The organism is Rhodococcus sp. 14-2496-1d (assembly GCF_002259365.1).
GTDB lineage: Bacteria > Actinomycetota > Actinomycetes > Mycobacteriales > Mycobacteriaceae > Rhodococcoides.
Genome location: NZ_NPFV01000029.1, coordinates 342,335 through 357,271, shown reverse-complemented (window position 1 = coordinate 357,271; position 14,937 = coordinate 342,335). Strand labels below are relative to the sequence as shown.

At 66.0% G+C, this 14,937-nt stretch carries 9 protein-coding genes; 6 read left to right on the top strand and 3 right to left on the bottom strand.

Annotation, left to right across the window (positions count from 1 at the left end; genetic code table 11):
• A complete protein-coding gene (locus CH296_RS22970) occupies nt 1–918 on the bottom strand; it encodes a neutral zinc metallopeptidase (protein WP_094630111.1) in 918 nt (305 codons plus the stop codon).
• Between the two features lie 169 nt (nt 919–1,087).
• Between CH296_RS22970 and aspS the strand changes: the two genes are divergently transcribed.
• On the top strand, nt 1,088–2,872 hold the full coding sequence (gene aspS / locus CH296_RS22965; protein ID WP_094647959.1) for an aspartate--tRNA ligase: 1,785 nt from the start codon (nt 1,088–1,090) through the stop codon (nt 2,870–2,872).
• Between the two features lie 68 nt (nt 2,873–2,940).
• Here the strand turns inward: aspS and CH296_RS29070 are convergent, their stop codons facing one another.
• Both CH296_RS29070 and CH296_RS22950 read right to left on the bottom strand, forming a co-directional pair.
• A complete protein-coding gene (locus CH296_RS29070; RefSeq protein ID WP_179277798.1) occupies nt 2,941–4,044 on the bottom strand; it encodes a hypothetical protein in 1,104 nt (367 codons plus the stop codon).
• Nucleotides 4,045–4,170: 126 nt separating this feature from the next.
• Entirely contained in the window at nt 4,171–4,773 is a 603-nt protein-coding gene (locus tag CH296_RS22950) for an RDD family protein (RefSeq protein WP_254924107.1), read from the bottom strand.
• A gap of 206 nt (nt 4,774–4,979) precedes the next feature.
• Here CH296_RS22950 and CH296_RS22945 point away from each other — a divergent pair, with 206 nt between their 5' ends.
• From CH296_RS22945 to CH296_RS22925, 5 genes are all read left to right on the top strand, one after another.
• Entirely contained in the window at nt 4,980–8,369 is a 3,390-nt protein-coding gene (locus CH296_RS22945) for a DUF2126 domain-containing protein (RefSeq protein ID WP_094685946.1), read from the top strand.
• 128 nt (nt 8,370–8,497) lie between these two features.
• Nucleotides 8,498–11,224 carry a circularly permuted type 2 ATP-grasp protein gene (locus CH296_RS22940; RefSeq protein WP_256980548.1) on the top strand — a complete coding sequence of 909 codons (2,727 nt, stop codon included), beginning with the start codon at nt 8,498–8,500 and terminating at the stop codon, nt 11,222–11,224.
• Nucleotides 11,224–12,123: a transglutaminase family protein gene (locus CH296_RS22935; RefSeq protein WP_045199773.1), complete on the top strand. Its 900-nt coding sequence runs from the start codon at nt 11,224–11,226 to the stop codon at nt 12,121–12,123. Before CH296_RS22940 ends, CH296_RS22935 begins: the two co-directional genes overlap by 1 nt.
• A 155-nt stretch (nt 12,124–12,278) precedes the next feature.
• Nucleotides 12,279–13,448 (top strand): kinase, encoded by a 1,170-nt coding sequence (locus CH296_RS22930; protein ID WP_094685798.1) that lies wholly within the window; start codon nt 12,279–12,281, stop codon nt 13,446–13,448.
• Between the two features lie 49 nt (nt 13,449–13,497).
• Complete coding sequence (locus CH296_RS22925) at nt 13,498–14,907, top strand: replication-associated recombination protein A (RefSeq protein WP_254924105.1); 1,410 nt, start codon at nt 13,498–13,500, stop codon at nt 14,905–14,907.
• Nucleotides 14,908–14,937 lie beyond the last annotated feature (30 nt).

Here is a 14,937-nt window from a genome sequence, read left to right as displayed (position 1 = left end):
TCAGGGGTTGTTCAGGTCGCGTGCCGAGAACGTGTCGCAGGCCGCCACCTGTCCGGTTTCGTAGCCCGCGGTGAACCATGCCTGACGCTGCGCAGAAGAACCGTGCGTCCAACCCTCGGGGTTGACGCGGCCGGTGGATGCCTGCTGGATGCGGTCGTCGCCCACCGACGACGCCGCCGAGAGTGCGTCGTCGATGTCGGTAGCGGTCAGCGGCTCGAGGAAGGGGACTCCAGTTTTCGGGTCGACCGTCTCGGCTGCGTAGTGCGCCCAGATTCCCGCGTAGCAGTCGGCCTGCAACTCCACCTTGACGCCACCGGACTCGGGTCCTTGGGGATCGGCCTGCGCGCGTCCGATATCGCCCAGCTGATTCTGGATGTGGTGGCCGATCTCGTGCGCCACCACGTATTCCTGTGCGAGTGGTCCGCCGCTGGAGCCGAACTGGTCGACGAGTACCTGGAAGAAACTCGTGTCGAAGTAGGCGGTGGAATCGGCCGGGCAGTAGAACGGCCCGACGGCGCTGGTGGCGTTGCCGCAGCCGGTGCCGGTCGAACCGGAGAACAATCTCACGGCCGGCTGGACGTAGGCGACGCCGGTCTGCGATTGCAGCTGCGATTCCCACACGGTATCGAGGCTCGCCACCGTGAAATCCACCCGGCAGTCGACGTTGCTGTTCGCCTCTGTGACGTCACAGTCGAGCGTTCCGGACGACCCGGAGTCGTTCTGGCCGGCGGAACTGTCGCCGCCGCTGATCTGGTTCAGGATCGCGCCGGGATCGCCGCCGAACAGCAGGGCAAGGACGATGACGACCAGTCCACCCGCGCCGCCTCCGATCGCCAACTTGCCGCGTCCGCCACCCCCTCCGCTGCCACCGACGGAGACTCGGCCTGGTGTCGATTGCGAGCCTTCTCTGAACGTCATGCTGGAGTTCCCCTCCGCCGAGCGCGCATCTGTGATGCGAACCGATACCGCCACTGTCGGCCTCAGCTTCGCATGCCGCGTTGCGATCTCGTTTCCTTCTACGGCGATGTGCTCCGTAGGATCGAGGATCGAACAACACGATCAGCGGATTTTTCTCGAAAGGACACCCGTGCTGCGCACCCACCTCGCCGGCTCATTACGCCCCGAGCACGTCGACCGAACCGTGACGCTGACGGGATGGGTGGCCCGCCGACGCGATCACGGCGGCGTCATCTTCATCGATCTGCGCGACGCGTCCGGTGTGTCCCAGGTCGTCTTCCGTGAGGGCGCAGCACTCGAGCAGGCCCACCGCCTGCGCGCCGAATACGTGGTGAAGGTGACCGGCAAGGTCGAGGGTCGTCCGGAGGGCAACGCGAACTACGAGATCCCCACCGGTGCGATCGAGGTCGAGGCCTCCGAGATCGAGGTCCTGTCCGAGGCCGCGCCGCTGCCGTTCCAGCTCGACGACCAGCCGGGCGAGGAAGCGCGGCTCAAGTACCGCTACCTCGATCTGCGTCGCGAGGGACCGGGCCACGCCATTCGCCTGCGCTCGCACGTCAACGCAGCAGCCCGCTCGGTACTCGCGCACCACGAGTTCGTCGAGGTCGAGACTCCGACGCTCACGCGATCCACTCCCGAGGGCGCCCGCGACTTCCTGGTGCCGGCGAGGTTGCAGCCGGGCAGCTTCTACGCTCTGCCGCAGAGCCCGCAGCTGTTCAAGCAGTTGCTCATGGTCGGCGGTATCGAGCGCTACTACCAGATCGCCCGGTGCTACCGAGACGAGGATTTCCGCGCCGACCGTCAACCGGAGTTCACTCAGCTCGACGTCGAGATGAGCTTCGTCACCCAGGACGACGTCATCCTCCTGGCGGAGGAGATCCTGGCGTCGCTGTGGAAGCTCGTCGGCCACCACTTCACGGCTCCGATTCCACGGATCACCTACGCCGAGGCGATGCGTCGCTACGGTTCGGACAAGCCCGATCTCCGCTTCGACATCGAACTGGTCGAATGCACGGACTTCTTCTCCGACACCACGTTCCGAGTGTTCCAGGCCCCGTACGTCGGTGCCGTCGTCATGCCCGGTGGTGCATCGCAGCCCCGCAAGCAGTTGGACCGGTGGCAGGAATTCGCCAAGCAGCGTGGCCACAAAGGCCTCGCCTACGTGCTCGTCGGCGAGGACGGCACCTTGGGTGGCCCGGTTGCCAAGAATCTCACCGACGCCGAGCGTGACGGCCTCGCCGCGCACGTCGGCGCGAACAACGGTGATGCGATCTTCTTCTCCGCGGGCCCGATCAAGGCATCACGTGGCTTGCTCGGTGCCGTGCGCGGCGAGATCGCTCGCAAGCTCGACCTGATCGACCCGAAGGCATGGGCATTCGTGTGGGTCGTCGACGCTCCGCTGTTCGAGCCCACGTCCGACGCCACCGCCAGTGGTGACGTGGCCGTCGGATCCGGTGCGTGGACTGCCGTGCACCACGCCTTCACGTCGCCGAAGCCGGAGTCGATGGATACGTTCGACACCGATCCCGGATCCGCACTGGCCTACGCCTACGACATCGTCTGCAACGGCAACGAGATCGGCGGCGGCAGTATTCGTATCCACCGCAAGGACATTCAGGAACGGGTGTTCGCGATCATGGGTATCGGCAAGGAAGAAGCCCAGGAGAAGTTCGGTTTTCTCCTCGACGCCTTCTCCTACGGCGCACCGCCGCACGGCGGTATCGCGTTCGGTTGGGACCGCATCACTGCGCTGCTCGCCGGCGTCGACTCCATCCGCGAGGTCATCGCGTTCCCCAAGTCCGGTGGCGGCATCGACCCGTTGACCGACGCGCCCGCCCCGATCACCCCGCAGCAGCGTAAGGAATCGGGCGTCGACTTCAAGCCGGAGAAGAAGGAAGAACCGGCCGAGGCCTGAGAAGTTTCGAAAACGACTGTCCCCGTAGCGCTGTGCGCTACGGGGACAGTCGTCTGTTGTCGGGCAGGTCAGCGTGCGGGGGACAGCGGCCCACCGGTCAGTACGCGGTAGGCGTAGTTGGTTGCGATCACCGAGATCGGGATGGTGAACAGCAGACCGAGACCGCACAGCAGCGCACCGACGATGTTGATCGCGGCCAGCAGCAGCAGGAGCAACACCACGGGACCGAAGTTCTTCACGGTCAGGTCGACACTCGATCTGATGGATTCGATCGCCGTCTGATTGCGATCGATCAGGAACGTCAGTGCGAAATTGGCGAGGAAGCCGATCACGATCAGAACGACCGTTCCGAGGAACGGGATGAAACTGACCACCACACTCACGATCGTCCAGATCAGTGCGAGAACGGCGATCTGGCCGACGTTGGTGAGCTGGAAAAATCTACCGAACGACGGCTTCTGCGGGGCACCGGTCTCGTCCAGCGCACCTCGAACGTACGCGGCGTTGACGAAATACGACACGAACGTGATGATCGCCGTCAGCACGACGGCCACCCCGGATGTCGTGGCCGTGAATGTCGTGTCGCCGCTGTCGGCTGCCACCATTGCCGCGGTGAACGTCGACGCGAAGACCACGGCGAGACCGATAGCCGTCACGGCCCACACGATGGCGGTGATTCCGAGCCATGGGCCGACGTTGGCCTTGAATTTGTCGAACCCGTAACTCAGCGCTGCCCCGACGTCGAGCCGTCCGGGATTCGGACCCAGTGGCGTCTGCCCGTAGCCCTGGTTTCCATAGGTGCCGGGCGGCGGCGGGTACGCACCACCCTGCGGTGGATAGCCGCCGGGTGCACCACCCTGCGGTGGGTAGTTGCCGGGAGGTGGGTAGCCGCCCTGCGGTTGGTAGTTCCCCTGCGGTGGGTAGTTCCCCTGCGGTGGGTAGTTGCCGGGAGGCGGGTAGCCACCCTGCGGTGGGTAGCTGCCCTGCGGTGGGTAGTTCCCCTGCGGCGGGTAGTTGCCCTGCGGCGGGTAGCTTTCGGTCGGGGGTGGGTACTGACCGCCGGGAGTCGGCGGGGTGTTTCCCGTGCTCGGCGGGGGAGTGTTGGGCGTGTCGGTGCGGTCGGGATCGGATCCCTCGCCGGGCCGGGGTTCGCCGGTCGGATTGTCGCTCAACGTCGTTCTCCTGGTCTGTGGTCGGGAGCAATGGGGTCATTCGGGGCGTCGAGGCCCTTGAACACCCGGACGCAGACGAGCGGGCCTCCGCCGTGTGTCGGAGGTCCGCTCGTGCGTGGATGGGGTTTACGAGATGGCGACGACCTGGGTTCCGCCGGCGAACTCGTCGTGCTTGCCCTGCTTGGTCGGGCTCGAGTTGATGGTCACCGCAATGACGATGTACGCCACGATCACCAGGAAGGTGCCGAGCAGCGGTACCACGTTCAGCAGCAGGAAGGCGTTGCGCTTGGCCGCTTCGGCCTGGGTGGGCAGTCCGCCCGATGCGCCGAGGGTTCGCAGACCGAGGAGCTGCTTGCCCAGGGTCCGGCCGCGCGAGGACTCGAGCAGCGTGAAGTACGCGAAGCCGAGGAGTGCGGACGCGAGGCTCAGCAGCACAGTTCCGAAGAACCCGCTCGGGAGAATCACGTACAGGATGAACTGGACGACCGCGAGAACGAGCCCATCCAGGAAGCGGGCGGCGAACCGTGCTCCGAGGCTGCCGGGCTGCGCGCCGCCGGGCAGCGGGGAACCCATGCCGAAGGCCGCGTTGCCGCCGACCGGCGGCGGTGGATAGTTGCCCGGGGGCGGGTAGTTGCCGGGTGGCGGGTAGCCGGACGCTGGATTCGTGGGGTACTGGGGTCGGTTCGGATCGGAGCCGTAGTGCGGTCCGTCGGATGGATTGTCGCTCACGAGATTCCCTTTGATTGCAAACTGTGACGTGCGTCGAACGAGTACTCGATTCTCGCTGAGCGAACCGCACCACGAAGGGGGTGTCAAGGACTACGCGCCTGCCCGGTCGGCACATTTCGGACACGATTTCTCGCCGAGCGCACCGGGCCCGGTCCTACTAGGGTTGGGTGTTCTACCCATACCGGGACTATCACGAGGGGCTCGCCGTGGGCATCAAGGTTGCACTCGAACACCGCACCAGCTACAAATTCGACCGCACCGTCAAGATCTTTCCGCACGAGATTCGGCTGCGACCGGCACCGCATTCGCGTACTCCCATCGAGGCGTACTCGCTGAAGATCGAACCGGCGGAGCATTTCGTCAACTGGCAGCAGGACGTGTTCGGAAACTTCCTCGCTCGGGTGGTCTTCCCCGAGCGAACCGACCACCTGTCGATCACCGTCGGACTCGTCGCGGACATGGCGTCGATCAACCCCCTCGACTTCTTCGTCGAGGAATGGGCCGAGCACTTCGGGTTCGCGTACGAGGAGCACGACCTTCCCGACCTCGAGCCGTACCTGCGCCCGGTGGACGAGGGCAAGGCGGGATCAGGACCGGGCCCGGTGGTCTCGGCATGGGTGGAGAAGCTACAGGCAGCCGTCGTCGAACGCGGAGAGTCGTTGCGCACCATCGATTTTCTCGTGATGGCAAACCAAGCCGTGATGGGGGACGTCGGGTACTCGGTGCGGATGGAACCGGGAGTGCAGACCCCGGATCTGACCCTGACGTCCGCCGTCGGGTCGTGCCGCGACTCGGCGTGGTTGCTGGTGTCGGTCCTGCGTCAGATGGGTCTGGCCGCGCGCTTCGTCTCGGGTTACCTGGTTCAGTTGTCCTCCGACGTCAAGTCTTTGGACGGCCCGTCCGGGCCGGTGGAGGACTTCACCGATCTGCACGCGTGGACCGAGGTCTATCTCCCCGGTGCGGGCTGGGTCGGGATGGATCCGACCTCCGGCCTGTTCGCCGGCGAAGGTCACATTCCACTGTCGGCGACGCCACACCCGTCGACTGCCGCCGCGATCTCCGGTGCCACGAGCAAGTGCAAGGCCGAACTCGACTTCTCCAACACCGTCGTACGCGTCCACGAGGATCCGCGAACGACGTTGCCCTACACCGCCGAACAGTGGGAGTCGATCAAGGCGACAGCCGAGAAGATCGACAAGCGGATGCTCGATCAGGACATTCGACTGACCGTCGGCGGGGAGCCCACATTCGTCGCGATCGAGAATCAGGAAGCGCCCGAGTGGAACACCACGGCCGATGGCCCACACAAGCGCAAGCTGGCAAGTGTGCTCGCCGAACGGCTTCGCACCATCTATGCACCGGACGGCCTGGTGCAACGCAGTCAGGGCAAGTGGTACCCGGGTGAGCCGCTGCCACGGTGGCAAGTGGGATTGTTCTGGCGCACCGATGGTCAAGCCCTGTGGCACGACTCCGACCTGATCGCCGATCCCTGGTTGGCAGAGGATCTGCGCCCGGAACCGGTGGACAACTCGGCGTCGCAGGAATTGATCGACGAGTTGGTCAAGGCTCTCGGACTGCCTGCCTCACAAGCGCGTCCCGCCTACGAGGACCCGTTGGTGAAACTGTTGGACCTGGTTCGTCAGCCCTACGGTGACCCGCCCGCCGACGACGACGACCTCGAACCTGGAGCCGATTCCGCGGACGCCAGGAAGCGACTGCTCGAACGGCTCGATGCCAGCACCGACGAGCCGGCGGCATTCGTGCTGCCCATCTCGCGCACCGAGGACGGGTCCGGCTGGGAGAGCTCGGACTGGAAGTTGCGCCGTGGCCGAATCGTGTTGTTGGAAGGCGATTCTCCTGCGGGCCTGCGGCTGCCCCTGCGAGCGATCTCCTGGGACGGGGGACCGGTCGAGAACCCGGCCGACCCCACCGCCCCCAAGCCGGATCTGCCGACACCGCAGCTCACGCAGCAGCCGCCGCGCGCGGTGAACCCGGCCGAGTCGCGGTACGCGCAGTTGGTCGACGAGACGTCCAGGGTCGGCGGCACCGCCGTCACCGCTCTGGTCGCCGAGGTCCGTGACGGCATCCTGCACGTGTTCATGCCGCCGATGGATCGGTTGGACGATTTCGTCGACCTCGTCTCACGCGTCGAGCAGGCGGCGTCGACCATCGACACCCCCGTCGTGATCGAGGGCTACGGCCCGCCGTCGGATCCGCGTATCCAAACCCTCACTGTCACACCGGATCCCGGTGTGATCGAGGTCAACGTGCAACCGACCTCCTCGTGGGCCGAACAGAACGAACTGATGGAGCGTCTCTACCTCGAGGCTCGCCAGTCCCGGTTGAGCACCGAAGGATTCGACAACGACGGCACCACCCGCGGAACCGGCGGCGGCAACCACATCACTCTCGGCGGCGTGACGCCGGTCGATTCACCCGTTCTGCGTCGACCGGATCTGTTGGTGTCGCTGCTCACTCACTGGCAGCGGCACCCGTCGCTGTCGTACCTGTTCTCGGGCCGCTTCATCGGCACCACCTCGCAGGCACCTCGCGCCGACGAGGGTCGAGAGGAATCGCTCTACGAGCTCGAGGTCGCATTCAGCGAGATCAAGCGACTGACCGGGGCCGATCGATCGGCCTCGCCCTGGGTGGTCGACCGAGCACTGCGGCACCTGCTCACCGACATCACCGGCAACACGCACCGCGCCGAGTTCTGCATCGACAAGCTCTACAGCCCCGACTCCACCCGCGGCCGACTCGGATTGCTCGAACTGCGCGGGTTCGAGATGCCGCCGCACCATCAGATGGCGATGGTGCAGTCACTGCTCGTGCGATCGATGGTCTCGCGATTCTGGGACACCCCGCTCGAGGCTCCGCTGATCCGGCACGGTGCCAATCTGCACGGCCGATACATGCTTCCGCACTTCGTGATCAGCGACATCGGCCGCGTGGCCGAGGACCTCCGTGAGCACGGTATCGACTTCGACACCAGCTGGCTCGATCCGTTCACCGAATTCCGATTCCCGCGGATCGGCACCACCGTGGTCGGCGATGCCGAGATCGAACTACGTGGCGCGATCGAGCCCTGGAACACCCTCGGCGAGGAGTCGACGTCCTCCGGCACCGCGCGGTACGTGGACTCCTCGGTGGAGCGGATCCAGGTTCGGGTCGCCGGAGCCGACGCGGGCCGATACATGGTGACGTGCAACGGTGTGCCGGTACCGATGGTGCGCACCGAGCGTCAGGACGTTCAGGTCGCCGGTGTGCGCTACCGCGCCTGGCAGCCGCCGAGCGCTCTGCACCCGACGATCGAGGTGCAGAGTCCACTGCGTTTCGACCTGGTGGAAATGCAGACCGGACGCGCAGTCGGTGGATGCTCGTACCACGTCGTGCATCCGGGCGGGCGCTCGTACGAGGGGCCTCCCGTCAACTCGGTCGAAGCCGAGGCTCGCCGCAACGGCCGCTTCGAGGAGGGCGGGTTCACCTCGGGGAAGGTGGACGTAGCAAGATTGCTCGAGATGCACGCTCGCCAAGCGATCGATGTGTCCGCGCCCGGCATGCTCGACCTGCGCCGGACCGGAGTCATCACGTCCTGAGACGCGACTGCACAGGAGAACGAGTCGACCGGTAGCGATCTCGGTCCGACGCGTATCGGGTGGGTCCGCAGCAAGCGGAGCCGCCCGGCGGCGGAGTGTGATCGACCGACGGAAGGAACAACGGCTCGATGGTGCCCGTGGATACCACCCTGAGTGGAGCCGGCAGAAACGACGATGTCTCGAGTGGAGCCGGCAGAAACGACGATGTCTCGAGTGGAGCCGGCAGGAACGACGGTGTTTCGAGTGGTGCCGGGTCGCCGTGGCTCGCGTACCGCGGTCGGCGCGAGGCCGTGAGCGGTCGCGTCGACCGGTTCGACGAGTTGCTCGACGCCGACGACGCCGTTCGTCCGCATTGGGCGGAGTTGGTCGACGGTATGCGTGAGGCCGGCTCCGGTGCCATGCAGACGTTGCAGTCGCGGGTGAGCCGTCTGGTCGACGACCACGGCATCACGTACAACCCCATTCCGCCGTCGGGTGGCAGCGAGGCATTGCCCAGTGCTGTTCGGTGGGGGTTGGACAGTGTTCCGTTGGTGGTCGCGGCCGATGAGTGGGATCGTCTGGAAGCCGGTTTGGTTCAGCGGTCGATGCTGCTCGACGCGGTGCTCACCGATATCTACGGCGCCCAGGAAACCGTTCGTCGGGGGTTGATTCCGCCGGAGTTGGTCTTCGGTAATCCGGGTTATCTGCGCACTGCGCACGCGATCACCATTCCGGGGCCGCATCAGCTGTTCATGCATGCCGCCGATGTCGCCCGAGGTTCGGACGGTGACTTCCGAGTCGTCGCCGACCGCACGCAGGCACCGTCGGGAGTGGGGTACGCGCTCGCCGATCGACGGGTGATGTCTCGCGCGATGCCCGAGTTGTTCCAGGCGAGCAATCCGAGGCCGCTCTCGACGTTCGCACGCGCGGTGCGCCTGGCGCTTCGCGATGCTGCGCCCGCGTCGGCCGAAAATCCGGTCGTGGTGGTGCTCAGTCCTGGTTCGCACTCCGAGACGGCATTCGATCAGGCTTATCTCGCAACGGTTCTCGGTTTTCCGCTGGTGGAGAATGCCGATCTCGTGGTCCGTGACGGTTGTCTGTGGATGCGGTCGCTCGGCAAGTTGCGCCGGGTGGATGTGGTGCTGCGCCGAGTCGACGCCGAGTTTGCGGACCCACTCGATCTACGTCCGGATTCGCACCTGGGTGTCGTCGGTCTGGTCGAGGTGTTACGCCGCGGGGCCGTGAGCGTGGTGAACACCCTCGGTAGCGGTGTGCTCGAGAACCCGGCTCTGCTTCCGCTGCTTCCGGCGTTGAGCCGTGCGCTGCTGGACGAGGATCTGATTCTCGGTTCGGTACGGACCTACTGGGGCGGTGACCCGAATCAGCTCTCGCACATCGGCAGCCGGCTGCGTTCGCTGGTACTGCGGTCGACCACCTCGCGTCGCACGGTGGTGGGGCACGATCTCACCGACGTCGCAGCCAGGGAGTTGTGGGATCGAATCGTGGCCGAGCCGTGGAAGTGGACCGGGCAGGAAGTCCCCGAGTTCTCGCTGGCTCCGGTCGGTTCGTCGATCGACGGCGAGTCGGGGTCGCAGTTGGCGGTAGCCCCTGCGCAGGTGGGGATGCGGCTGTTCACGGTTGCGCAACGGGGTGGGTACACACCGATGCGCGGCGGCCTGGGGCAGGTGGTGCTCACCGCGCCGGTCACCGATCCGCTCATCACGGTGGCGTCGAAGGACGTGTGGGTCAAGTCGGTGGAACGGGTCACCCCGGCGGACTCCGCTCCGCACACCCCTCCCGCCACGGTGGAGGAGTTGCCGCAGTACGCCGCGTCCAACGTCGATGTCGTCAGCTCTCCGCGTGTGCTCGGTGATCTGTTCTGGTTCGGGCGCTACAGCGAACGTGCCGAGGACATGACTCGCTTGCTGATCGCTGCGCGCGAACGCAATCAGGACTACCGCTCGATGCCGTGGCTCGAGGGCAGCGACAGTCTGCCGATCCTGCTCGAAGCGGTCACGAAGGTCTCGCGTACCTGGCCGGGGTTCCTCGACGAGAAGAACCACGGCGACGCGACCGTGGAAATGCGTTCGCTGATGCTGTCGACGGGCCGTATGGGTTCGCTGGCGCAATCGGTGGACCGGATGCAGCAAGCGGCGCGCGCAGTACGCGACCAGCTCTCGAACGACACCTGGGCGGTTCTGAACCGCATCGACACCGCGCTGGAGGAGCTGGCCGAGTCACCAGTTCACAACGGCGCGCAACTGGCGTCGTCGCAGTCGAGTGTGCTGCGTGGTCTGCTCGCTTTGGCCGGCCTGGCGTCGGAATCGATGGTGCGAGACGCGGGCTGGTACCTGATGGACGCCGGTAAGCGGATCGAGCGTGGTCTGCAGCTGACTGCGCTGCTCTCGGCCACCCTGAGTCACGCTCTCACCCCGTCCACGGAACAGGCGGTCATCGATTCGGTGTTGTCCGCCGCCGAGTCCTCGGTGATCTACCGCAGACGCAACAGTGGGCGCGCGCGTCCGGCGGCCGTCGCGCAGCTGTTGCTGTTCGACGAAGGCAACCCGCGAGCGCTGGTCTACCAGCTCGACCGGCTTCGGGACGATCTGGGTTCGTTGCCCGATGCCTCGGGCACGTCACGGCCCGAGCAGCTCGTCGAGCAGATGCGGGTGCGATTGCGACGGGTCGACCCGGGCGATCTCGAGTCGGTCGACGCGAACGGTCGCCGGGTGGAGTTGCTCGAACTGGTGGACGGGATCCACGACTCACTCGAGGAGTTGTCTCGCGTCGTCCTCGCCACGCACATGTCGTTGCCCGGCGGCACGCAGCCGTTGTGGGGCAGCTCGAACATCCGATCTGCGAACGGGGTGCGGTGATGAGTCGTCGGTATCGAATCAAGCACATCACCACCTACACGTACTCCGACCGCGTGACCTCGTCCTACGGCCGTGGATTCCTGGCTCCGCGCGACATGGACGGGCAGCACTGCGTGGAGAAGTCGGTCACGGTGGAGCCGGCACCGACCGATCAATCCTTCGGTGTCGACGTCTACGGCAACGAGGATGTGTACTTCCACGTCACCCAGGACCACGAGAAACTGGTGGTGACGGCGGATTCTCTCGTGGAGGTGTATCCGCGCCCGGCGGACGAAACCACGTCGTGGCCGGCGACGGCGTCGTGGGAGTCAGCTCGGATGGCGCTGTTCGGTGCGAACGTGCCTGCCGATCCGGCTCGCGCGTCGGCTGTGGAGTTCGCTCTGGATCTGCCGACCCCGGAGATCACCGACGAGGTACGCGCTTACGCCGCACCCAGCTTCTGGCCGGGTCGTCCTCTGGCGGACGTCGTGGTCGATCTGACGCATCGGATCTTCACCGATTTTCGCTATCTCTCGGGCTCGACGACGGTCTCGACCACCGTGGTCGACGTGCTCGCCGCGCGATCGGGAGTGTGTCAGGACTTCGCTCGTCTCGCGATCGCGTGCTTGCGGTCCCAGGGTCTCGCGGCGAGGTACGTGTCGGGTTATCTCGCCACCGAACCTCCGCCCGGCAAGGAGCGGATGATCGGTGTCGACGCGACCCATGCGTGGGCTGCGGTGTGGATGCCGAACGATCGTTGGCTGGCCTTCGATCCCACCAACGATCAATTGGTGGACGAGCGGTACGCGACCGTGGCGTGGGGACGCGACTACGCCGATGTACCTCCACTGCGCGGGGTGATCTACACCGAGGCGGAGGAGAGCACCATCGCCGTGTCGGTGGACGTTGCACCGCTGTAGCGAACCCGGCATAATCTGATGGCTCGGGGGTAACCGACCATCTGGTCGAATCTGGGGATGTAGAACGAAAAATGCCGCAAAACGGACAATCGTGTCTCATTCGTAGTCGTCGACACAGCACAGCAGAACGCACCGAACGGGTAGCTTGGACATCGATGACCGCAACACTGGCAGACCCTGTATCAGAGGTAGTAGCAGCAGCTCAGCGACTCCTCACCAAACGCACCGGAGCTCCGGTGACGTTGATCGACCCGGTGAACCTGGGGGGTAGCGGCCAAGCGATCGTGTTGCGAGTCCGAGTCTCCGAGAACCCGTTTCAACTTCCCCGCACCCTGGTGATCAAGCAGGTCCGCGACCTGCCTGCCGAATCCGGACAGCCCGCTGAGCTCGCCGACATCTCCAGCTCGAGTGCGTTCCTGCGCGAGGCGGCCTCGTACCAGTTCGCCAACGCCCTGGCCACGGACAGCAGGCCAGGACCCGAGCTGCACGCCTACGATCTCGATGCGCGGCTGCTGGTGCTCAGCGATCTCGGCGACGCCAGTCCCATCACCACTCTGCTGCGCAATTCCGACGAAGCCGCGGTGACCAATTCTCTGATGGCCATGGCCCAGGCACTCGGCCGCATGCACGCCGCCACCGTCGGCCGCGAGGACGACTTCGCCGCTCTGTTGCGTCGGGTGGGGCAACCGGACTCGACCGACGGGATCTCCGCCCAGATACCGGGCGCGCTCGCCGAGGTTCCAGGGATGCTGACCGATCTCCTGGGCGTCGGAGCCACCCCCGATGCGATTCTCGATCGCGTCTCTCGCAGCGGACGGCTGTTCGCGCACGGAGCCTTCCGTGCCTTCAGCCCGTCCGACCTGTGCCCCGACAACATCATCGTCAACGACGAAGGCGTGCGATTCCTCGATTACGAGTGGGGCGGATTCCGTGACGCCACCCTCGACATCACCTACGCGTTGGCGTCGTTCCCCGGTTGCCTGTGCAGCTTCGAGCTCTCGCACGATCGCGAGCAGGCGATGATCGACGCCTGGCGCGCGGAAGTGGTGGGCATCTGGCCTGCGTTGGCCGACGACACCGCCCTGGCGAGCAAGATCCTCGACGCGCGTCTGATCTGGGTGTGGCTGAGCACCTACTGGTTCCTGCCCGACGACCACACTCGCATCGCAGCCGCGCGGGCGCACCACCTGTCGGTTCCGCGGTCGCAGGCACTGATCTCGCGGTGGGCGGTGCTGGCGGACAGTGCGGCGCGCGTCGGCGAAACAGGCATCGCGGAGTACGCGACGTCGGTCGGAACCGCTCTGCGGACGAAGTGGGAGCGCTGAGAAAGACGTCGTTCGCGCTCGCAGCGGTCGGATCGGTAGCGTTCGACCGGTGAGCAGCGGTTTCGGAAGTGACATCTCGGGCGGGGACATCTCGGGGAGCGACGAGTTCGGCGAGGACGGACTCTTCGACAGTCCTGCGGCACCGGAGGCGACGATCGCCGAATCCCGTCCGACGTCCGCCTATGTCAGGCCCGACGCCCCGCTGGCGGTGCGAATGCGGCCGACGACCCTCGACGAGGTGGTGGGGCAGTCTCATCTGTTGGCTCCCGGCGCACCGCTGCGGCGGCTCGTCGAGGGCTCCGGTGCGTCCTCGGTGATGCTCTACGGTCCACCGGGAACCGGCAAGACGACGCTGGCGTCGCTGATCTCTGGGGCGACCGGACGCAAGTTCGAGGCGCTGTCGGCCCTGTCGGCCGGAGTCAAGGAAGTGCGTAACGTCATCGAATTGGCGCGACGCCGACTCCTCTCGGGTGAGCAGACCGTGCTGTTCATCGACGAGGTGCACCGGTTCTCCAAGACGCAGCAGGATGCACTGCTCGCCGCCGTCGAGAATCGGATCGTGCTGTTGGTGGCTGCGACCACCGAGAACCCGTCGTTCTCGGTGGTGTCTCCGCTGCTGTCCAGGTCGTTGGTGCTGCAGTTGCAACCGCTGGGATCCGAGGACATCGAGTTGTTGCTCACTCGTGCCGCCAACGATCCGCGCGGATTGGACGGCGCGGTGACCATCGCCGAGGACGCCATGGATCACCTGGTGCGTCTCGCGGCCGGCGACGCCCGCCGAGCGCTGACGGCTCTCGAGGCGGCAGCGGGTGCCGCGACCGACGGAACGCTGGACCTCGCGACGGTCGAAGCCAGTGTCGACAAGGCCGCCGTGCGATACGACCGCGACGGGGACCAGCATTACGACGTCATCAGTGCGTTCATCAAGTCGATCAGAGGGTCCGACGTCGACGCCGCCCTGCACTATCTGGCTCGGATGATCACGGCAGGCGAGGACGCGCGGTTCATCGCGCGGCGTCTGGTGGTGCACGCCAGCGAGGACATCGGGATGGCCGATCCCACCGCCTTGCAGACCGCGACGGCCGCTGCCAGCGCGGTGCAGATGATCGGGATGCCCGAGGCGCGGTTGGCTCTGGCGCAGGCCACGATCCACCTGGCGACCGCGCCCAAGTCCGGGGCGGTGATCGGCGCACTCGGTGCGGCGATGGCCGACGTGGCGGCGGGCAAGTCGGGATCGGTGCCGCCGCATCTACGCGACGGCCACTACAAGGGAGCGCAAGGATTGGGAAACGCCGTCGGATACCGGTACCCGCACAGCAGTCCCGGCGGCGTGCTGGGGCAGCAGTACCCACCGGACGAGCTGGTGGGCGTGAACTACTACGAGCCCACCGAACACGGTGCCGAGCGAGAAATCGCGACCAGAGTGGGGAAACTGCGACGCATCATCCGAGGCCGATAGGCCCTCGAGTCGGTACACGGCCTCGGACGC

Bases quoted from the DNA above. Each gene is read 5' to 3' on its own strand.
- CH296_RS22930 (WP_094685798.1), top strand. From the start codon at position 12,279: ATGACCGCAACACTGGCAGACCCTGTATCAGAGGTAGTAGCAGCAGCT.
- CH296_RS22940 (WP_256980548.1), top strand. From the start codon at position 8,498: ATGGTGCCCGTGGATACCACCCTGAGTGGAGCCGGCAGAAACGACGAT.
- CH296_RS22935 (WP_045199773.1), top strand. From the start codon at position 11,224: ATGAGTCGTCGGTATCGAATCAAGCACATCACCACCTACACGTACTCC.
- CH296_RS22970 (WP_094630111.1), bottom strand. From the start codon at position 918: ATGACGTTCAGAGAAGGCTCGCAATCGACACCAGGCCGAGTCTCCGTC.